This window comes from Sphingomonas paucimobilis NBRC 13935, from assembly GCF_000739895.2.
GTDB lineage: Bacteria > Pseudomonadota > Alphaproteobacteria > Sphingomonadales > Sphingomonadaceae > Sphingomonas > Sphingomonas paucimobilis.
Genome location: NZ_BBJS01000013.1, coordinates 46,511 through 67,525, shown reverse-complemented (window position 1 = coordinate 67,525; position 21,015 = coordinate 46,511). Strand labels below are relative to the sequence as shown.

Here is a 21,015-nt window from a genome sequence, read left to right as displayed (position 1 = left end):
GGGGCGTGGCCGGGACGACAATGTGGAATGCGTGTGGCGCATCGCTCACCCCCTTCAGCCACCAAGACTTTCTGGGCATTTTACGCGGCGATCGGCACTCGTAGCGTTCCTAGGTAGGCTTCCTTGTCGCATGACCATCGCCGGGCGGAGCGATGCCGGCCGCCAGGGCGAATTGGATCAGCTCGGCCAGACTGGCGGCATTCATCCGGTTCATGACCTGCGCGCGGTGCAGTTCGACAGTGCGCGGGCTGATGCCGAGCTTCTTGCCCAGCATCTTGTTGGTGTCGCCTTCGACTAGGCCGAGCAGCACTTCGCGCTCGCGCGGGGTCAGCCGGGTGATGCGCGCGCTGGCGGCCTCATCGCGAGAAACGGGGCGGACGGCCGCCAGGCATTCTGCGATGGCACTCGACAAGCCGGCGTGCAGCGCGGCTTCGTCGTCCATGATGATATAGTCGGTCGCGCCCGCCTTCATCGCAGTGACCGCCGACATCAGGTCGCCGCCTGTTCCGTCCAGCACTATGCTCGGCAGGGCGATCGCCCGCGCCTTCAATTCGCGGGGGACCGAGAGCCCCTCCGGTTTGCACCGGCGCAGATCGACGAGGACGCATCCGGGCGCGAGAATGGCGGCAATGTCCAGAAAGGCCGAAGCGTTCTCGAAGGTGCGCGCGCGATACCCCATCGAGCGAACAAGGGCGGCCAGCCGCCTTGCCTCGAGCGGCTTGGTGCTGACGATATAGACTTGGCCGCCATCCTCCTGCGTCATGTCCTCGACGATGCCGCCGATGCAAGTGACCGCACCATGGTCGTCGAGGATGGGGAAGCTCGTGTCGCGCAGGCGGCGGACGGCGCCGTCGCCGGGCCGGATGATGCGATATTCGAATTGGGTGACCTCGCCGGCCCCGACGCTGGCCAGCGCATGTTCGACCTGGGATCGGTCGTCCGGATGGACATCCTCCAGCCATCGCGCGATGAAATGCGCGCCGTCCTCGCGAGGGACGCCCCAGATCCGTTCGAACGCGGCGCTGCGATACAGGATGGCGCCGGTCGCCGGATCGCCGATCCACAGCAGGTTGCTGCTATGCTCGGCGAAGCTGCTGAACCGCGCCTCACTCGCACGGATCGCGGCTTCGGCGTGGCGTTGCGCGGTCATGTCCATCGCCGCGCCGATGAAGGCGATGGGGCTGTCATTCTCGAACATGGTGCGGCCCGATGTCGCGATGTGGCGGAGGATGCCGTCGTCGCGGCCGATCACGCGATATTCAATCGCATAGCTGCCGTCACCCGCCGGATCGACACAGGCAGCGATCGCCGCGCGAACTCGCGCCCGGTCGTTGGGATGGATCCCCTGTTCGAAGATCTCCTCGTTGATCGGCGTACCGGGTGGCAGGCCCCACATGGCGCGCAGCCGGTCATCCCATTCGAGCGCGCCTGTACGCGGGTCCCACGCATAGATGCCGATGCCGACCAGTTCGGTCACGGCACGTAGGCGGGCTTCGCTGGTCCGCATGGCCTCCTCGAACACGCGCCGCTCGCTGGTATCGCGCGACACGCCGATCACCAGTTCGACCGATCCGTCCGGCCCCAGCACCGGTCCCCAGACATAGGAGAAGTAGGCCGCATGGCCGGTCGGGCTGCGGTAGAAGACCTCGTTCTCGATCGTCGTGCCATCCGCGAAGATTTGGTCAATATGGCCGTTGAGCAGGCTTGCAAGATCGGCTGGATAGTCCAGGTCGGCGAAGGACTTGCCCAGCATCTGTTCCGACGTCAGGCCGAACAGCCCCAGCATGGCCGGATTGGCGTAGGCGAAGCGCCGACGCCGATCGAAGGCATAGACATAGTCCGGGATCGCGGACAGGTTCGCCTCCAGGAAGCGGACCTGTCGGGCCAGCGTATCGCCCGCGCCGTAGAGCGGATCATCACCCCGGGACGGCGCGGCTAGCGAATATTCCTCCATGGGCCGGCGCTCCTCAACCTTTGCCGGTCGAGGCGGCAAGCGCCCGCCGCCGGGTAAAGTTCCCTAGGGATCGCCCGGATGGGCCAGCGCCGGCGCGGCACGTACCTCGGTCGCACGCAACCGAGGAGAGCGGCATGAAAGCCCTGGTCTGGCACGGCAAGGAGGACATACGGTACGACACGGTGTCCGACCCTGCGATCGAACATCCCCGCGACGCCATCATCAAGGTTACGAGTTGCGCGATTTGTGGGTCGGATTTGCATCTTTTCCATAATCTCGTGCCCGCGATGCTGCCCGGCGACATCATGGGGCACGAGACGATGGGCGAAGTCGTCGAGGTCGGTAGCGCCGCCAAGGGATCGCTGAAGAAGGGTGACCGCGTCGTCATCCCCTTCACCATCCAGTGCGGCGAATGCGACCAGTGCCGGCGCGGCAATTTCTCGGTTTGTGAGCGCACCAACCGAAAGAAGGACCTAGGCGACAAGGCGTTCGGTCATGCGACCGCCGGTCTGTTCGGCTACACCCACCTGACCGGCGGCTATCCTGGCGGGCAGGCCGAATATCTCCGCGTGCCGTTCGCCGACACCACGCACATCAAAGTGCCGCACGGGATCGACGACGAGAAGCTGCTGTTCCTGTCGGACATCCTGCCGACCGGCTGGCAGGCGGCGGTGCAGGCCGACATCCAGCCGGGGGATACGGTGGCGGTGTGGGGCTGCGGCCCGGTGGGCCAGATGACGATCCGCTCGGCGATCCTGCTGGGGGCTGAACAGGTGGTCGCGATCGATCACCTGCCCGAACGCCTCTCCATGGCCGCCGCTGCGGGCGCGATCACCATCAACTTTCAGGAGGAGAGCGTCGTCGAACGGTTGAACGAGCTGACCGAGGGCAAGGGGCCAGACCGGTGCATCGATGCGGTCGGCGCTGAAGCGCATGTCAATTTCGGCCAGCCAGACACCGTGCTCGACCGTGCCAAGCAGATGCTGATGGTGGAGAATGACCGTCCGCACGTGCTGCGCGAGATGATCTATGTCTGCCGCCCCGGCGGCGTCATTTCGATCATCGGTGTCTATCTGGGCCTCGTCGACAAGATCCCAATGGGACAGGCGATGAACAAGGGACTGACCTTTCGCATGGCGCAGGCGCATGTCCCGCGCTGGACCGGCGACCTGCTCCGCCGGATCGAGGACGGGCAGATCGACCCCTCCTTCGTCATCACGCACAAGGTCGACCTGTCCAAGGGACCCGAAATGTACGCGACTTTCCGCGACAAGGCGGACGGCTGCATCAAGGTCATGCTCCAACCCTGAAGGAGGCATCCATGCCACTCACCACCATCACCGGCATCACCCGTTCGGAGGGCGACCCGAAGGTCGAACGCAAGGGGCCGAGTTCGCTGACCGGGGCCGACCGGCTGGCGCGGGCGCTCGGCTGGTTCTCGGTCGGGTTGGGCCTGGCCGAACTGATCGCGCCCGGACGCCTCGCCCGCACGCTGGGACTTGACGACAAGGAAGGGCTGATCCGCGCCTATGGCGCGCGCGAATTGGCGAGCGCAGTGCCGACGCTGTCGATCGACAAGCCGATCGGGCTGGCCGCCCGGATCGGGGGCGATGCGCTCGACCTGGCCACACTCGCTGGGGCGCTGCATCGCGACAATCCGAAATGGCGCAATGCCGCGGTCGCGACCGCATTGGTCGCCGGGATCACGCTGCTCGATGTTGCCGCTTTCAAGGGAGTAGAGGCCGCGCATGCCCGCGAACCCGGTAGCGACCGCGACTATTCGGACCGGTCGGGCCTGCCGAAAGGGGCGCAGGCGTCGCGCGGCCTTGCCCGGAAGGACTTCGACATCCCGCCGGACTATCGCGCCGAAGGCAGGGTGGCCGCTGCGATACCGGTGCCCGCGCTAACAAAGTCCGAGGCCTGATCGGCGCGGCGCAATCCTGTCCTTTGCCGGGCCGGTGATCGTCATGTCGCTGATCAGTTTCTGGACGCTCGGCCTGACGCTGGGTGCGGCGCTCTGATGCCCGGCGTCGGTGTCGAAAACGCGATGAGCGAATTCGGCAACCTCGCCCCGCCGCTTGCGGCGACGAAGGAAGTGCATCATTTCTACTTGCTGCTCTTCTACTTCCGCTTCCACGATCCGCGCTATGCCATGTCGCTGTTCGGGTTCCTGCTGCTGGACCTCGTCACGCTGATCGATACCGCGCTCGACCATGACCGCTATGCGACCCTGATCGCTTCCGCGCCGGTCGCTTTCTTCGAAGAGGCACGACGCTGTTACTCGAGGCGATCGCCGCGCATTTTCCCAGGCGCGGCGGTAGAGACGGGCTGCCCAAAGCCGTATGGGCGATGCGGCAGACCTTCATGACGGCGATCCATAGGCTTGAGGCGGGCGGCATGGCCGTGCGCTGCGAACGCACCGATGATTATATCAGCGGACGACAGGCATGGACCGCGCTGTCGCCTCGCGTTGTGCCGACCATGGGATACGCGATGATCGAGGTCGACCGCCGGTCCGCCTCGATGCCAAGTCTCAGGGAAACGGATGACGAGGCGTGCCAAAGCGTCCGTCACCTCTTCCTCCCCTATCAGAGACCCGGTTCGCTGAGGGTGACGTGCGTGCAAAAGCCCTTGTCGACCGACTCGTGCCGCACGCTTCCGCCCATCTGCTTGGCGAGCAGCCGGACGAGCCTGGAGCCTAGTCCGGGCTCGACACCGTCCGGGCATCCGACACCGTCGTCCTTCACGATGACGGTCATCTCAGGTCCGGCGCACGCGACAGTGACGTTGATGACGCCGCCGCGCTCGCCGGGATAGGCATATTTGAGGCTGTTGGTCACCAGTTCGTTGACGATCAGGCCGACATGGATCGCCACCGAACTGGGCACGTCGATCGCGTCGCACGTCACCCGCACCGCGATCGGTCGGACATCACGAAGCAGGTCGCCCAGCCCCTGACACAAGGTCGCGATATACTCAGCCAAGTCGACGCGCCCGCCATCGCCGTCACCGCGCAGCCGTTCCTGCGCCCGTGCGACGACCAAGACGCGCGCATTGGCGGCGTCCAGAGCCTCGCGCACCTCCGGATGGGAGGAGGCGCGGCTCTGCAACTGGATTGCCGAACTGATGATCGCAAGGTCGTTCTTCGTCCGGTGCGCCAGTTCCTGCAACAGCAGCGCCTTCGCCCGCTCGCTCTCATCCAGTCTGGCGATCGTCTGCCGCAGCATCTCCGTCGTCGCCGACATGGTGAAGCCGATGAGGACGAAGATGCCGACCGCGATCGCATTCTCGCCGCCGATCCGCAGCGAGAAACGCGGCTCGATGAACAGATAGGCGGCGAGGAAAGCGCTCAAAATCGTCGCGAAAAACCCTGAGCCACGATCGAATACCAGCGCGCAAAGGAAGACGGCGGGGTAGAAGAGCAGGATGGGGAAATTGTGGAGCGCTCCTTCGAGCGAATAGCGCAGTAGGGCGGTGAGCGAGACGATCAATGCGCTGGCGGCGTAGCGCGCAATGACACCATGCCGCCGCCCGGACATCATCCGGAGCAGGATATTCTCTTCGATCATAGCCCCCCCAATTTCCGGTCGATGCGGCTTTCCGCTTCTGGTCTTGGGACCGAGGCTAATCCCGATCAGTCCGGATCACCATCATCTGGATCAACCAGCCGACCTCACCGAAGTGCACCGAAAGCGTGGAGCGCGAGCCCGGCCGCTGCGGTGGCGAGCAAGGTCGTGATGACGCCGGCCCGGGTCATGAAGATGGCATAGGCCGCGCCCAGCGACAGGACGAGTGCCGCCGGATGGATGCTGTTCGGCACCGGCGCTTCGAAGCGGAGCGGCCCCGCCAAAACTGCTATCGTCCGGTGGAACAGGGTATGCATCGCGAACCAGACGGCCAAGTTGAGGACCACGCCGACCACGGCTGCGGTGATCGCCGAGAGTGCGCCGGCCACGGCGGCATTGCCGCGCAACTGCTCGATGAAGGGAGCGCCGAGGAAAATCCACAGGAAGCACGGCACGAACGTCACCCAAGTCGCCAGCAGCCCGCCGAGCGTTCCGGCCACCAGCGGCGGCAATCCGGCGGCATCGCGACAGACCCCGAGGAAGCCGACGAATTGCAGGACCATGATCAGCGGCCCCGGCGTCGTCTCCGCCATGCCGAGGCCATCCAGCATTTCCTTCGGCCCCAACCAGCCATAGGTCTCGACGGCCTGCTGCGCGACATAGGCGAGCACGGCATAGGCGCCGCCGAACGTCACCATCACCATCGTCGAGAAGAAGGTCGCAATGCGGCTGAACACGTCGTCGGGGCCGAGCGCGATCAGCAAGGCGGCGACGGGCAGCAACCAGAGCGCGAGCCAGATCAGGGCCGTGCGGATCGTTTCCGCCCCGCTCGGTCGGGCATGGGCCGGCAGCTCCTCGCCAAGCAGCGTGTCGGCGTCGGCAACGACCGCGCTCTTGGATGCACCGTGACTTCCGCCACGAAACGCCGTGCCGCCGCGCCTGGCGGACCACCAACCGATCAGGCCTGCGCCCAGCACGATCAATGGAAAAGGCGCATCGACGAAGAAGATCAGCACGAAGGCGATGGCGGCGAGCGCCTTGGCCGGGGTCGTACGAAGCGCGCGGCCGCCGATCCGAACCACCGCCTGGAGCACAACCGCCAGCACCGCGGCCTTCAGGCCGAAGAAGAGCGCGGAGATAATGCCGACGCCGCCATAGAGGACATAGACCCAGCTCAAGGCCATGATCGCAACCGCGCCGGGGATCACGAACAACACGCCGGCAACGATGCCACCCTTGGTTCGGTGCATTAGCCCGCCGATATAGGTGGCGAGTTGCTGCGCCTCGGGGCCGGGCAGCAGCATGCAATAGTTCAGCGCGTGCAGGAAGCGTTGCTCGCCGATCCAGCGCTTCTCGTCGACTAGGATGCGGTGCATCACCGCGATCTGCCCGGCCGGACCGCCGAACGACAGCATGGCGATGCGCAGCCAGACCCAGAAGGCCTGACCGAGCGTCACCGGCTCGGGGCGCGATGGCGTCGCGCCGTCTGCGACAACCATGCTCACGCCGACATCCGTGCGTGGGAGGGCTGATGCGACGACCAGTCGTGCCCTTCGGCGTGCGCGTCGCGCGCCCAGCGATAGAGCGCTTCATAGACGATCATGCCAGCATCGAGTTGGGCATGGTCGTCGCCGTGAATGCGCGACAGGCCCAGCGATATGGCGAGTAGGCCGGCGGCCTCCGGCGCGGTATCCAGCCGGTCGGTATCGGCACCGCGCACGATGGCGCCGAGGCGTGTTAGGGGCGCGTGATCGGCCAGCCCGAACGCCTCGACCATGATGTCGAAAGTGCAGCGTTCGCCACGATGACTCCAGAATACGGAGCGATCGGCGATGTCAAACGGCTCGGCCTGCTCGCGCTCGGCAACGGCCAGCATCTCCGACGGCGGGACGAAGAGGAAGCGCGCATCCGGATCCACGAAGCGGCGGATCAGCCAGCGACAGGCGATACGGTCGACCTTGGGCCGCGACCGCGTCACCCACCAGGTCCGGCCATCGGCATGGCGGGGCGGCAGATGCGCGGGCGACAGCATTGGAAGACCGGCCGCCTGCCACGCCGCGTGGCCGCCCTCGAGGGTTTCAGCGGCGATACCATCGCTGCGCAGGACCGCCGCCGCGGCGATCGCCATAGTCCCCCCCTCCTGGTCGACGACGATGACCGATTTGTCCGTCGCTCCGCCGCACTGGACACCGGTCACGGCGCCGGGGATGATGCGTTCGGGCGCATTCCGCAGGTCCAGGATGCGCGGACAATGGGCGGTGCCGACCAGGCGTGACAGCTTTTCGGGCGTGATGGCATGTGGCGCGGGCATGGAGCGTCCTTGATGCGATGGGGACGCGATGCTCCGATGATTGGTCGCTGCTTTATGTAACACCGCCAACTCGACAGGGTACCACTACCAATGGTTGGCCGCTTCAAATCCCGTCAAATGGCTTGCACGACACCGCATTGGTTCCAGTTATCGGACCCTAGCGGTTTTCCTGTCACTTAGTCGTGGTGAGCGGAGCGGCGATGGGTTCCATGCCGAGCTCGCTCTCAGGCTCGAAAGCGCCGCTCCACCACAATGATCTCTCCTGGGGGGCAGGAAACACCACTCAATTCAGATGATGCACCCGCTGGAGCGCATAGACGGGGGTTTCCAGCCCCTCCATCCGCGCCTTCAATTGCAGCGCGAGATAGAGAGAATAATGGCGTGATTGGTGGAGATTCCCGCCATGAAACCAGAGGTTTTCCTGTTGCGTCGGCTTCCACATATTGCGCTCTTCGCCTTCCCAGGGGCCGGGGTCCTTGGGCGTGTCCGAGCCGAGCCCCCAGACTTTGCCGACTTTGTCCGCGACGTCCTGGCTGATCAGGTCCGCCGCCCAGCCATTCATCGAGCCATAGCCGGTGGCATAGACGATCAGATCCGCTGGCAGTTCGGTCCCGTCGACGAACCGAACCGCCGTCTCGGTGATCTCATCGATCTCGACGCCGCTCTTCAGCTTGATCCTGCCGTCGATGACCAGATCGCATGCGCCGACGTCGATATAATAGCCCGATCCACGGCGCAGATATTTCATGAACAGGCCGGATTCATCGGCACCGAAATCGAGCATGAAGCCCACTCGCTCGAGCGCGGCGTAGAAGTCCTTGTCGCGCTCCTTGATCCGGTCGTACACCGGCACATGGAACTCATGCATGATCTTATAGGGTAAGGACGCGAAGATCATGTCGGCCTTGCGCGTGGTGATGCCGTTGGCGACCGCCTTTTCCGAATAGAGGTCCGCCATCACGATATCGGTCAGCGAGTCCGAGCGCAGGATGTGCGTGCTGGACCGCTGCACCATGGTCACATCGGCACCCGCCTCCCACAGCGCGGCGCAGATGTCGTGGGCGGAATTGTTCGCCCCAATCACCGCCACCTTCTTGCGCGCATAGGCGTCGGGGCCGGGATGCTGCGAACTATGATGCTGTTCGCCCTTAAAACGCTCCATGCCCTTGAAGGTCGGGATGTTGGGCTTGCCCGACATGCCAGTCGCCAGCACGAGATGCCTCGGTTTCAGCACCACTTCCCGACCGTCGCGATCGACGATCACGGTCCAAGTCTTCGTCGTGTCATCGAACATCGCCTTCCTGGCGGTGGTCCGCGACCAATAATTCACCTCCATGATCCGGGTATACATTTCTAGCCAGTCGCCGATCTTGTCCTTGGGGGCGAAGACCGGCCAGTTCTTGGGAAATTCCAGATAGGGCAGATGGTCGTACCAGACCGGATCGTGCAGGCAGAGCGACTTGTAGCGCCGACGCCACTGGTCCCCCGGCCTGTCATGCTTGTCGACGACGATGGTCGGAACGCCGAGCTGGCGCAGTCGCGCACCCAGAGCAATACCGCCCTGCCCGCCACCGATGATGAGGACATAGGGTTGCTCGGCATAGCCCAGCGCCGCCGCCTCGTCGGCGCGCTTCTCGGCCCAGCTCTTGCGCCCGCGCTGAACGCCGTGCTCGGCGCCCATGGGGCGGGAAAAGCCGCTCGCTTCTTCATGTCCCTTGAGTTCTGTCAGCGTGGTGAGGAACGTCCAGGCCTTGCCGTCCACCAGGCGCAGCACCGCCTCGCCCCGCCCCTGTGCGGTTTCGAAGGTCAGCCACGCCTCGGTGACGCCGTCCGCTTCGGTCGGCTCTTCCGCGATCTCGAAGATGACGCTGCCAAGCGTGGGCAGTGTCGCCGCCAGCATGTCACGTACGCCGTCAGGATCCTCGACGGTCGTCAGGTTCCAGGTGAACGCCACCAAGTCTCGCCAGAAGCTCGTATTCGCGAACAGCGCGGCGGCGGCATCGGGGTCCCCGTCCGCCAGCGCGGCGTTGAAGGCGGCGAGCCATTGCTCGGTCTGCGCCCTTGCGGCGGTCGCTGCGGACGTGGCGCCCACCTTGGTCATCTCGTTCATCTCTCGATCCTCTCCATGGTCGTTGCGCAGGGGTGGTCAGACGAAGACCATGCCGCCATCGGTCATCAGGCTCTGTCCGGTCATGAAGGCGCTCTCCTCGGAGGCAAGGAAGCGTGCGACGCCGACCATATCCTCCGGCTGCGACGAGCGGCCGAGCACCGCTCCCGCGGCAAAGGTCTCGAACGCCTCGTCGGTGCGCGCCGTCAGCTTGTTGTCGCGAAAGCCCTGGTCGATCGTCTTCCACATCGGGGTGCCGACGACTCCGGGGCAGATGGCGTTGACGCGAATGCCGTCCTTGCCAAAGGCGCGTGCGGCAGTCTGGGTAAGCGCGACCACCGCGAATTTCGACGCACAATAATGGCCGAGCGGCTCATAGCCCTGCTTGCCGGCGATCGAGGCGGTGTTGACGATCGACCCGCCGGTGCCCTGCTCCAGCATCACCTTGATCGCCTCCTGCATACCGATCATCACGCCCAGTGCATTGACGTCGATGACGGTGCGGAAATCCTCCTCGGTGATCGACAGGAAGGGGCGCACCTGCGCGATGCCGGCATTGTTGAACATCGCATCGAGGCCGCCAAATGCCTCCACTGCGACGCCGATCGCCGCCGCCACCGATGCGCGGTCGCGCACGTCGACCGCAGTCGCACAGGCCCGCTCGCCGATCTCGTCGGCGACGTTTTGCGCGTTACCGCCGTTGAGGTCGGCGATGACGACGCGCGCGCCGGCCTCCGCCAGCCCTTTGGCGATGGCGGCGCCGATGCCCTGGCCCGCGCCGGTCACCACCGCGCGGACATTCGACAGATCCTTGGCCATTTCCCGATCCTCTCATCGTTCATTCATTTGAAAACAGGTCTCGCCAGCGGCATGCCGAGCGCCGCGCCATAGCCGTGGCACTCAGAAGACGAGCGCGAGCTTCACATAGGCGGCGTTGGTGATCGGCACGTTGCGCCCCTCGATGCTGCGTGAATAGCGTGCGGTCAGCGAGAACTTGTCCCCCAGCCCCACCAGCACGCCGGTGCCCAGAGCGGTGTCATGGCCCGACGACAGCGGCACTACCGTGCCACCGATGCGGCTATGCGCGTTGCCCTGCCAGTCGGCCGCGACGAATGGCTCGAACCGGGTGCCCGTCTTCAGGCTCAGGCGGCCATTGGCATGGAAGCTGTTGCCCTCGTCCACATCGGGCAGCCGACCGTCATGACGATTGCCGCGCAGGATCACGCCCGCATCGCCGGTGAATGCAAGGCGCCTGCCCTGCCAGTCGAAGAATATCGAGCTGAAGTTCGCCCAGTAATTGTTGGTCACCTCGCTCGCCCCGATCGGGATGCTCGCGAAAGTCTGGAAACCCAGCGTGGTGTTCTTCGAGGGTTTGATCCACACCGCCGGCCCGGTCAGAGGATCGCCGAAGCCGCTCGCCTTCAACCCCGGGCCGGTAAGGCGAACCTCAGGCTGGATATATTCCCAGGCGAAACCGACGTCGGGCAGTCCCTTGAACGTCCAGAAATGAACATATTTGGACAGGCCGACGACCAGCGTCTGATGCGGCCCCGTGATCTCGTGTCCACGGTCGTCGAAGCTGCGTCCGCTGCTGTCATACTCGATATATTGGACCGCGACGTCGAATGGTTTGAAGCCATTGGTCGGAAGATTATATTCCTGGGGCCCGATGACCGCGAAGGTGATGTCGCGGGCCGAGGCCGACGTCGGCGCGATCGCCACGAACGCCAGTCCGGCCCCGGCGGCAAGCCGCTGGTAGCTGTACATGGATTGATCCTCTCTATGGCGCCGCCTCTGACGGGCGGATCGCCGGGGTCAGGCCTCGAGCGCGATCAAGATTTTCAGATGCTTGCCTGCGGGATCGAGCAGCGCGTCGAACCCCTCGCCGACCGCGTCGTTCAGCTTGATACGCCGCGTGACGATCTGTTTGGCGGGTATCGCGCCGCTGGCGATGAGGCGGATCACGCGTGGCCAGTAATGCGTTGGGTAGGCCCAGGCGCCGCGGATCTCGATGTCCTTGAAGGTCACCTGGAACCAATCCAGCGGGTTCTCGTGCGGGTGCAGTCCGGTCTGCACGACAACGCCCTGCTTGCGCACGGCATCGACGCAGGCCTTCAGCGCATGTTCGTTGCCGACGCATTCGATGGCCACGTCGCAGCCGACCTTGCCCTCGGTGCCGTCGCGCACGACCCTGCCGACATCGTCGCGGGTCGGATTGATCGTGGTCACCCCGGGCATGATGCGGCGAGCGAAGGCCAGGCGTTCGTCATTGACGTCGGACAGGAACAAGGTCGTGGCGCCCGCCGCCTTTGCCGCCAGCATGGTCAGCATCCCGATCGGTCCGGCGCCGGTGATCAGGACGCTGTTGCCGGCCTTCACGCCGCCACGATCGACGGAATAGACCGCGACCGCCGTCGGCTCGACCAGCGCCGCTTCCTCGTCCGTCATCGCATCCGGGATGGGGACGACATTATATTCGTTGACCGTGGCATACTCACCCATGCCACCCCATTTCCAGCTCAGTCCGACCAGCGCGATCTGATCGCTCAGATGGAACAGGCCGCGCGACGCATAATAATCACCCGCACGCGGCATGATGAGCGGCTGGATCGACACGCGGTCGCCCGGCTTCACGAGCGTGACGCCCGCGCCCACCGCCTCGACCACGCCGCCGAACTCATGCCCCAAAATCTGCGGCCCGGACACGCCGGTGAAGGGATGCGGCGTCGTCGGCACGAAGATCGGGCCATAGGAATATTCGTGCAGATCGGTGCCGCAAATCCCGACGAAGCGGTTGCGCACCAGCACCTGCCCCGGCGGCGGCTGGCGATCGGGTTCGGCAATATCCTCGATCCGCAGATCCTTGGCGGCATGAAAACGCAACGCTTTCATCAGGGCTCTCCTTCGTGTGTTTTGATCACGAGGGTTGGCAAGCCGCGTGCCAATCGCTGCGACGAAGGGGCGCGGCGCGGCCGTGGCCACCGAACGCCACACAGGCTGTGGCACCACTGTGGCATCGCAGGGGGGCAACGCCACAGTGAGGGTCCGAAAGGCCCGATATGGATCCGCATGGCACAAGAGTTGCTGCTGAGCGAGGCAGGCAAGACGCCCGCGCCCCGGCACAGACCGAAGGCGGCATAACCGAAACAGGAGGAGAGTATGCCCAACGGCACCATCCCGGTCGCGCCCGTCCGGCCGGGACGCACGATCGTCGCACTGACGCTGATCTACGCGCTCACCATCGCCAGTTGCTTCATGGTCAATATCATCGTCCGGCATTGGCCGATCGGCACCGCCACGGGTGCCGCCATCGATCAGAATTACTGGCTGGACAACGTCACCTGGCAATTGCTCGCCCTATGGTGGTCGCTGCTGTCGGTCGTCAGCGGCGGCTATCCTTTCCACCGTATCGACAATGGCGTTACCCGCGGCGTCGTCACGGTGGCGGCGAGTTGGGTGGTGGGATGGCTTTCGGCCAAGGGCATCTATGCAGTCGGTCTGGATACCGACTGGGTATTTCCGATCGTGGGCTGCATCTATTTCTTCCTCGCCTTCTTTTCGTTCGCCGGCGAGAACTGGGTCGTCGCCGGCATGCCGCCGCAGCGCCAATTCTTCCTCCTGCTGACCCTCATCGCCTTCCTGACCTATGCGGTCACCCATTCGGCGATCCGCTGGATACCGGCCTGGTGGTTTCCCTTTGTCGAGATGGGATCGGCCTCGACCCTCCTCACCTATCTCACGCGCCGTATGCGGCAGCCGGGCAAGGCATTCGCGCAGATCGCGATCCTGTTCATCGTCGTGCTCGCTTTTCTGTCGGTCAGTCGCATGCTCGGGCTGTGGGATGCAGGCGCACCGGGGATCGGCACGTTCTGGACGCTCGGCACCTATTCCAGCCAGATATGGCTGTTGTGGTTCATGGTCGCCTGTTCGGTATCCTATGCGCTGCTGATCCAGGGCTATAACTGGCCGTTCACGCTGATCCCGATGCCATGGGGCGGGCTACTCGCCTGCGCCTTCTGCCTCTTGGCGACGACCCTGGTCACGAAGGGGCTGTTCGCGCTGGTCGGGCCGGTGTTCACCGACATGAATGAGGCGCTGACCTATGGCTATATGGGCACGCACTGGTCGTTCGTGCTGGCGTTGCTCTTCGGTTTCGGACTCGACCAGCCCTATCTGTGGCGCGGACAGAAGACGCCGGGTAGCTGGGAGGATGTCGACTGAGCAGGCGAACGGGCGGCCGATCGGCCGCCCCTAGTTGCGGGTGGCGATCCCGAACCGACGGATCTGGCGGTGCACGGTGGTACGATCCACGCCCATCCGCCGCGCCGCCTCCGACACGTTCCAGTCGCACGCCGCCAGCGTCGTGCGCAGCACGGCCGCATTGTCCTTGCCATCCACGGCCTGCGGTGGCGTCCCGAACCCCTCCGGCAGGTCCTCAAGGTCGATCATATCACCATCCGCCATGGCGAGCGCCACGGCGATCACATTGTCCAGTTCGCGGATATTGCCAGGCCACTCATGTCCCCGAAGCGCGGCGCGCGCCGCCGGTGTGATCTCCACCGCCCCGTCACCCAGCCGATGCCGCTCGACGAGCCGCGCCAGCAGCCAGTCGAAATCGCTCCGCTCCCGCAGCGGCGGCAGCCGCAGCACCGCTGCACACAGGCGGTAATAGAGATCCTCGCGGAACGTCCCTTGCGCGACCAGTTCGGGTAGCGAGCGGTGCGAGGCTGAGATGACGCGGAGGCGTACCGGCTTGGGCATTGCGGCACCGACCGGCTGGACCTCCCGCTCGGCAAGGACGCGCAACAGCCGGCTCTGCAAAGCGATCGGCATGTCGCCGATTTCGTCCAGGAACAAGGTGCCGCCATCCGCCTGCTCGATCAGGCCCTTGCGCCCCTTCGGCGCCGCGCCGGTAAAGGCCCCTGCGGCATAACCGAACAACTCGCTCTCGATCAACGCCTCCGGGATCGCCGCACAGTTGATCGCGACAAACCGCCCGGCGACGCCGCTGCCGTCATGAATGGCGCGCGCCAGATGCTCCTTGCCGGTCCCGGTCTCACCCTGGATCAGGATGGGCAGCGCGGCGCGGGCGAGCTTGGCGGCCTTATGCTGCAGGTCCATCATCTCGGGCGTGTTGCCGCCGAGTTCCCGGAACGGCGCAGGCAAGGGTCGTGAGACGACACTGCGCCGAACCGCTTTCGGCTCGATAGCGTGCGCGAACAGCGTATCCCCGTCGCGTGCGCGCACGACCCGCTCATTCGTCGCGCGCCCCCGCGTCAGATCGGGCAGATCGTCGATATCCAGATCGAGGAAGCGCGACACCGGCTTGCCGATCAGGGTTTGCGGAGCGCGCCAGTCGCCGCCGACCGCGCGCGCGAGCACGCGCGCGCCGCCATGCGTCATTCCCGCGATCCGCCCGGCATCGTCGATCGCGATCGCCGCCTCGGGGTCGACCTCGATGAAGTCGGGCGAGCGGGCGAAGCGCAATACCCATTGATGCCGCGTGCGCGCCATCAGATGCGCGAGTTCGATCCGCCGCGCCGCCGCCGTCACCAGATGCAGCGCGAGGTTCTGGCTCGTCTTCACCGAAGGCGACGACAGCAGCGAGATGTCCAGTACCGCCGACAATTCCCCACTCGCGTCGTAGATCGGCGCGGAGGTGCAGGATAGCGGCGTATGGGTCGTGTCGAAATGATCGGTCTGATGAATGATCAGCGCTTCGCCGGTCGCGAGGCATGATCCGACCGCGCACGTCCCGCTCATATCCTCGGTCCATTTCGAGCCGAGATAGAGCCCCGCCTTGCGCAGATTGCCGTCGAACAGCGGGTCGCCGATGAAATCGACCGTCACCCCCTGCCGATCGGCAAGCAGCAGGACATAGGCTTGGCCCGCAACCTGACGGTATAGCGAGTCGAGCCCCGATCGGGCGATGGTGATGAGTTCCTCGGCCTGTTGCCGATGCTCCTTCAGCCTTTCGGCCGGCAGGATGACGGCTTCGCGCGCCGCGGCGGGATCCATGCGATATCGGTCGAGGCAGCGACGCCACGACTCGATGACATGCGTATCCCGGTTGGTCGCCCGGCCAAGGGCGACGCGTTCAATCTCACGAATGTGATCGCCATGCGAAAACATGATTGCCCGCGGCGTCGTTCGAACGCTCGCGCCTCTCCGAGTCCTCCTGTGATTGTGCATCCAGTTCAGGCAAGACGCAATCGGTACACGAACGACATGATCCTTGTATTGATCAGAGGAGCCTAGGTTGCAGCCCGGCAGATCGCCACCAGCTTTTGCCGCAACCAGCGATGGCCCGGATCGGCATCGAGGCGCGGGTGCCACATGGCACTGATGGCCAGTTCCGGCGTCGGCACGGGGAGATCGAACCCCTGTAACCCCTGCTGCCCCTCCATGTGACCGGCACCTATGCAGGAGCGCGGCACAAGCGCGACCAGATCCGAACGGCGGGCGATGTTCAGCGCGTCGAGAAAGCTCGGCACGACGGCGATGATTTCCCGCTTCAGGCCAAGCGCTGCAAGCGCGTCATCGACAGGTCCCTTCCCAACCCCCCGACGCGACGCGACGACATGACCGCAAGCGGCGTAGAGCGGCGGCGTGACCGGTCCCTTCAGCAATGGGTGATCCAGACGCACGGCACCCATGAAGCGGTCGCGAAAGACCAGCAGACTGCGGACCTCCGGCGCGGAGATCCCGGCCGTTCCGATTTCCAGGTCGACCGTCCCGTCCCGCAACGGGGTCGCTTGCTTGTCAGGCTTGGGGACGAAGCGAAGGCGCACGCCTGGTGCCTCTTCGACGATCCCGGCGATAATGGCGGGAGCGAAGAGCGCCACGAACCCCTCATTGGCGCGGATGGTGAACGTCCGTTCCAATGACTGCGGGTCGATCTGACCCGCGACCGGGGTCAGCACTGCCCGTGCCTCTTGCGCGAGCATATGCACCCGGCCGGCCAGCTGCTCCGCATAAGGTGTCGGCACGAGCGACCGTCCGGCCTGCACCAACAGGGGATCGCCCGTTGCGGTGCGAAGACGCGCCAGCGTTCGGCTGGTCGCGGACGGACTGAGCCCCAGCCGCTTCGCCGCCGACGTGACACTGCGCTCCGCCAACAGCACGTCGAGCGCCGTCAACAGGTTCAAATCGATCGTCGCCATGCGGGAAAGATAGCCGCTTCCGTCAAGCTGACATAGCGCCGGACGCAATCATGCTTTGCATCCGATGCGTCTGGCGCCTGTGGTCGCTGCCGCGATATTCCATCGGTGCAGCAAAGGAACCATGCCATGACGAACCATCGCGATCGGCCACCCCGCACCATATTGCTGGTCGGGGCATCCCGCGGCCTCGGCCAAGCCATGGCGGCCGAGTTTGTGACGAAGAACTGGCATGTCGTCGGCACGGTGCGGGAGGGCCGCGGGGCCGCGCTGGACGAACTTGCCCGGATGCATCCGGATCAGGTTTCGATCGAGCATCTCGACATCGCGCAACCCGAACAGATCGCCGCTTTACGCGGGCGTCTATCGGGCCAGATGTTCGACATGCTGTTCGTCAACGCCGGAACCGCCAATCACGATCAGGCCGAGACGATCGCCCAAGCATCGACCGATGAGTTCGTGCGCGTCATGCTCACCAACGCGCTTGGCGTGATGCGTGCGGTGGAAGGATTGCAGGACTTGGTGCGCCCCGATGGCCTGATCGGCGTCATGTCATCGGGCCAGGGCAGCATCGCCAACAATGTCAGCGGCGGCCATGAGGTGTATCGGGGCAGCAAGGCCGCGCTCAATCAATATATGCGCAGCTATGCCGCTCGCCATGCCGATGACCCCCGCGCCATGGTGCTGATGGCCCCGGGATGGATACGCACCGAACTGGGTGGGCCGGAGGCCCCCTTCGGCATAGAGGAAACCGTCCCCGATCTGGTCGATACGCTGATCGCGCAACAAGGCCAGCCGGGCCTCCGCTTCATCGACCGGCATGGCAAGACCGTGCCATGGTAAAAGGCGACAGGCGACGATCCGTAGGGATGCCGCCTTACTGATCAGACACCCAATGCGGAAAGCTCCTCGTCGGTAAAGACCCGGCCGCGAGTCAGGAAACGTTGCTCGCGTCCATTGTCGAGGCTGAACATGCCGCCCCGGCCGGGTACGACGTCGAGGATCAACTGGGTATGGGCCCAGGCCTCGCCCTGTGCCCGCCCGATATAGACGGGCGCGCCGCCGACCGTGCCAAGCAGGATATCCCCCTCCCCCAGCCGGAACTCGCCGAGCGGATAACACATCGGCGACGATCCGTCGCAGCAACCGCCGGACTGGTGGAACATCACCGGCCCATGATCGGCGCGGATCGCGTCGATCAGCGCCAGCGCCGCCGGGGTGGCGATCACCCGTTCGATCTGTGACACCCCGTCGGCCATGCCTCGTCCTCCTATGCTGCCAGGTCCATGACGACGCGGCCTTCGATCTGGCCCTTGTGCATCCGATCGAACACCGTGTTGATGTCCTCCAGCCTGGCGGTTTCCACAGTCGCCTTGACCTTACCCTTTGCGGCGAAATCGAGCGACTCCTGCAAATCGAGCCGGGTACCAACGATCGAGCCGCGCACGGTGATGCCGTTCAACACCAGTCCGAAGATATTGAGCGGGAAGTCGCCCGGCGGCAAGCCGTTGAGCGCGACGGTGCCGCCCCGTGCGGTGATGCCGATCGCCTGCTCGAACGCCTTCGGACTGACCGCGGTCACCAGCACACCGTTGACGCCGCCGCCCGTCTCACGCTTGATGACGGTCGCGGGATCGTCGTTGCGGGCGTTGACGGTGATCGTCGCCCCCAGCCGGCGGGCGAGGTCCAGTTTCGTATCATCAATGTCGATCGCCGCGACGTTCAGCCCCATCGCGACCGCATATTGGACCGCCATATGGCCAAGCCCGCCGATACCGCTGATCGCGACATAGTCCCCCGGCTTGGTGTCGGTCATCTTCAACCCCTTATAGACCGTGACCCCGGCGCACAGCACGGGCGCGATTTCGGTGAAGCTGACATTGCCGGGCAAATGACCGACATAGTTCGGATCGGCGACCACATAGTCCGCAAAGCCGCCATTGATCGAATAGCCGGTGTTGAGCTGCGCCTCGCACAACGTCTCCCAGCCGCCCAGGCAATGCACGCAATGCCCGCATGCGCTGTAGAGCCAGGGCACACCGACCCGGTCGCCCTCCTTCACGGTCGTCACGCCCCGACCGACCTGGCTGACATAGCCGACGCCTTCGTGACCGGGAATGAAGGGCGGGTTGGGCTTGACCGGCCAATCGCCCTCGGCCGCGTGCAGGTCGGTGTGGCACACGCCCGACGCCTGGATCGCCACCTGGATCTGGCCGGGGCCGGCCTGCGGCACGGGCACTTCGTCGATGCTCAACGGCTTGCCGAACGCGCGCACGACGGCAGCCTTCATGGTCTTGGCCATAAAGTCACTCCTTTGGCTTGAGAAAACACACCCCGCCCGCACCGGACGGGGTGCGGCAGGATCAGAAGAAGCCGAGCTTCTTGGGGCTGTAGCTGACCAGCATGTTCTTGGTTTGCTGATAGTGATCCAGCATCATCTTGTGGTTTTCGCGGCCGATGCCTGACTGTTTATAGCCGCCGAAGGCCGCATGCGCCGGATAGGCGTGGTAGCAATTGGTCCACACGCGCCCGGCCTGGATCGCGCGGCCGAAGCGATAGCAGGTGTTGACATCGCGGCTCCAAACGCCTGCGCCTAGCCCATAAAGCGTGTCGTTGGCGATCGACAGCGCCTCCTCCTCATCGCGGAACGTCGTCACCGACAGGACCGGGCCGAAAATCTCCTCCTGGAAGATGCGCATCCGGTTGTGCCCGCGGAATACCGTCGGCTGGACATAATAGCCGTTCGCCAGTTCGCCACCGAGGTTCGCTGCGGCACCGCCAATCAGCAGCTCCGCGCCCTCCTGCTTGCCGATGTCGATATAGGACAGGATCTTGTCGCGCTGTTCCGACGACGCCTGCGCCCCGATCATCGTCGTGCTGTCGAGCGGGCTGCCCTGCACGATGGCGGCGACGCGCTTCAGCGCGCGTTCCATGAAGCGATCATAGATCTTCTCATGGATCAGCGCGCGGCTGGGACAGGTGCAGACCTCGCCCTGGTTCAGCGCGAACATGGTGAAACCCTCGATCGCCTTGTCGAGGAAATCGTCATCCTCGCGCGCCACATCCTCGAAGAAGATGTTCGGCGACTTGCCGCCCAGTTCCAGCGTAACCGGGATCAGGTTCTCGCTGGCATATTGCATGATGAGCCGGCCGGTCGTCGTCTCACCGGTAAAGGCGATCTTGGCGATGCGGCGCGAGGTCGCCAGCGGCTTGCCCGCCTCCAGCCCGAAGCCGTTGACGATATTGAGCACGCCCGGGGGCAACAGGTCGCCGACCAGATCGATCCACACCATGATCGATGCCGGGGTCTGCTCGGCCGGCTTCAGCACGATGCAGTTGCCTGCGGCGAGCGCCGGCGCCAGCTTCCAGGCGGCCATCAGCAGCGGGAAGTTCCAGGGGATGATCTGCCCCACGACGCCCAGCGGCTCGTGGAAGTGATAGGCGACGGTGTCGTGATCGACCTCGCCGATCGAGCCTTCCTGTGCGCGCACCACGCCGGCGAAATAGCGGAAATGATCGATCGCGAGCGGAAGGTCGGCGGCCATCGTCTCGCGGATCGGCTTGCCGTTGTCCCATGTCTCGGCGATGGCGAGCTGTTCGAGATGCTGCTCCATCCGATCGGCGATGCGGTTGAGGATCAGCGCACGCTCGGCGACCGAGGTACGCCCCCAGGCGTCCTTCGCGCGGTGTGCGGCATCCAGCGCGGCTTCGACATCCTCCGCCTGGGAACGGGCAATCTCGCCTACGACGTGCCCGGTCAGGGGGGAGATATTGTCGAAATAGCGCCCCGCCTTGGGCGCGACCCAAGTGCCGCCGATGAAATTGTCGTAGCGCGGCCCGAACGGCGATCGCAGTGTCGTCGCCGGGCGATCCAGGACGTTGGTGGTCATGGCTGATCCTCTCCATAGCAATGTCTG

General features: G+C 64.9%; 18 protein-coding genes. 5 read left to right on the top strand and 13 right to left on the bottom strand.

All coding sequences use genetic code 11. The features are described from left to right. Window positions 1–109: 109 nt before the first annotated feature. Window positions 110–1,954, bottom strand: a complete 1,845-nt coding sequence (locus SP6_RS19990) for a PAS domain-containing protein (protein WP_007404363.1) — start codon at window positions 1,952–1,954, stop codon at window positions 110–112. Window positions 1,955–2,088: 134 nt separating this feature from the next. Here SP6_RS19990 and SP6_RS04435 point away from each other — a divergent pair, with 134 nt between their 5' ends. The 3 genes from SP6_RS04435 to SP6_RS04425 all read left to right on the top strand — a co-directional run bounded on the left by SP6_RS04435 (window position 2,089) and on the right by SP6_RS04425 (window position 4,322). Continuing rightward, window positions 2,089–3,264 carry a zinc-dependent alcohol dehydrogenase gene (locus SP6_RS04435; RefSeq protein WP_007404258.1) on the top strand — a complete coding sequence of 392 codons (1,176 nt, stop codon included), beginning with the start codon at window positions 2,089–2,091 and terminating at the stop codon, window positions 3,262–3,264. Between the two features lie 11 nt (window positions 3,265–3,275). Beyond that, window positions 3,276–3,878: a hypothetical protein gene (locus SP6_RS04430; RefSeq protein WP_007404351.1), complete on the top strand. Its 603-nt coding sequence runs from the start codon at window positions 3,276–3,278 to the stop codon at window positions 3,876–3,878. 123 nt (window positions 3,879–4,001) lie between these two features. After that, entirely contained in the window at window positions 4,002–4,322 is a 321-nt protein-coding gene (locus tag SP6_RS04425) for a hypothetical protein (RefSeq protein WP_047866945.1), read from the top strand. A 220-nt stretch (window positions 4,323–4,542) separates the two neighbouring features. On the opposite strand, the gene SP6_RS04420 is transcribed toward SP6_RS04425, so the two are convergent. From SP6_RS04420 to SP6_RS04390, 7 genes are all read right to left on the bottom strand, one after another. Beyond that, window positions 4,543–5,523: a sensor histidine kinase gene (locus SP6_RS04420; RefSeq protein ID WP_007404268.1), complete on the bottom strand. Its 981-nt coding sequence runs from the start codon at window positions 5,521–5,523 to the stop codon at window positions 4,543–4,545. Between the two features lie 104 nt (window positions 5,524–5,627). Next, entirely contained in the window at window positions 5,628–7,019 is a 1,392-nt protein-coding gene (gene chrA, locus SP6_RS04415; protein ID WP_170170846.1) for a chromate efflux transporter, read from the bottom strand. 2 nt (window positions 7,020–7,021) lie between these two features. Further along, entirely contained in the window at window positions 7,022–7,831 is an 810-nt protein-coding gene (locus SP6_RS04410; protein ID WP_007404395.1) for a chromate resistance protein ChrB domain-containing protein, read from the bottom strand. A 283-nt stretch (window positions 7,832–8,114) separates the two neighbouring features. Continuing rightward, a complete protein-coding gene (locus SP6_RS04405; protein WP_007404447.1) occupies window positions 8,115–9,941 on the bottom strand; it encodes a flavin-containing monooxygenase in 1,827 nt (608 codons plus the stop codon). A 36-nt stretch (window positions 9,942–9,977) separates the two neighbouring features. Then, the gene (locus SP6_RS04400) at window positions 9,978–10,757 is read right to left on the bottom strand and encodes a glucose 1-dehydrogenase (protein ID WP_007404409.1); all 780 of its coding nucleotides are present in this window, start codon (window positions 10,755–10,757) and stop codon (window positions 9,978–9,980) included. Between the two features lie 81 nt (window positions 10,758–10,838). Continuing rightward, entirely contained in the window at window positions 10,839–11,705 is an 867-nt protein-coding gene (locus tag SP6_RS04395; RefSeq protein ID WP_053003277.1) for a transporter, read from the bottom strand. A gap of 48 nt (window positions 11,706–11,753) precedes the next feature. Then, complete coding sequence (locus SP6_RS04390) at window positions 11,754–12,830, bottom strand: 2,3-butanediol dehydrogenase (RefSeq protein ID WP_007404310.1); 1,077 nt, start codon at window positions 12,828–12,830, stop codon at window positions 11,754–11,756. A 267-nt stretch (window positions 12,831–13,097) separates the two neighbouring features. On the opposite strand from SP6_RS04390, the gene SP6_RS04385 reads away from it, so the two are divergent. Continuing rightward, on the top strand, window positions 13,098–14,159 hold the full coding sequence (locus tag SP6_RS04385) for a hypothetical protein (protein ID WP_007404326.1): 1,062 nt from the start codon (window positions 13,098–13,100) through the stop codon (window positions 14,157–14,159). 30 nt (window positions 14,160–14,189) lie between these two features. Here SP6_RS04385 and SP6_RS04380 read toward each other — a convergent pair whose 3' ends face one another. Together SP6_RS04380 and SP6_RS04375 are read right to left on the bottom strand one after the other, a co-directional pair. Continuing rightward, window positions 14,190–15,956 carry a sigma-54-dependent Fis family transcriptional regulator gene (locus tag SP6_RS04380; RefSeq protein ID WP_197913053.1) on the bottom strand — a complete coding sequence of 589 codons (1,767 nt, stop codon included), beginning with the start codon at window positions 15,954–15,956 and terminating at the stop codon, window positions 14,190–14,192. 236 nt (window positions 15,957–16,192) lie between these two features. Next, window positions 16,193–17,101 carry a LysR family transcriptional regulator gene (locus SP6_RS04375; RefSeq protein ID WP_007404265.1) on the bottom strand — a complete coding sequence of 303 codons (909 nt, stop codon included), beginning with the start codon at window positions 17,099–17,101 and terminating at the stop codon, window positions 16,193–16,195. A 126-nt stretch (window positions 17,102–17,227) separates the two neighbouring features. Between SP6_RS04375 and SP6_RS04370 the strand changes: the two genes are divergently transcribed. After that, complete coding sequence (locus tag SP6_RS04370) at window positions 17,228–17,941, top strand: SDR family NAD(P)-dependent oxidoreductase (protein ID WP_007404354.1); 714 nt, start codon at window positions 17,228–17,230, stop codon at window positions 17,939–17,941. A 41-nt stretch (window positions 17,942–17,982) separates the two neighbouring features. Here the strand turns inward: SP6_RS04370 and SP6_RS04365 are convergent, their stop codons facing one another. The 3 genes from SP6_RS04365 to adh form a co-directional block, all read right to left on the bottom strand. Beyond that, a complete protein-coding gene (locus tag SP6_RS04365; RefSeq protein WP_037568195.1) occupies window positions 17,983–18,357 on the bottom strand; it encodes a DUF779 domain-containing protein in 375 nt (124 codons plus the stop codon). 11 nt (window positions 18,358–18,368) lie between these two features. After that, on the bottom strand, window positions 18,369–19,400 hold the full coding sequence (gene adhP, locus SP6_RS04360) for an alcohol dehydrogenase AdhP (RefSeq protein ID WP_007404348.1): 1,032 nt from the start codon (window positions 19,398–19,400) through the stop codon (window positions 18,369–18,371). A 61-nt stretch (window positions 19,401–19,461) separates the two neighbouring features. Next, window positions 19,462–20,988, bottom strand: a complete 1,527-nt coding sequence (gene adh, locus SP6_RS04355; protein WP_007404484.1) for an aldehyde dehydrogenase — start codon at window positions 20,986–20,988, stop codon at window positions 19,462–19,464. Between the last annotated feature and the right edge of the window lie 27 nt (window positions 20,989–21,015).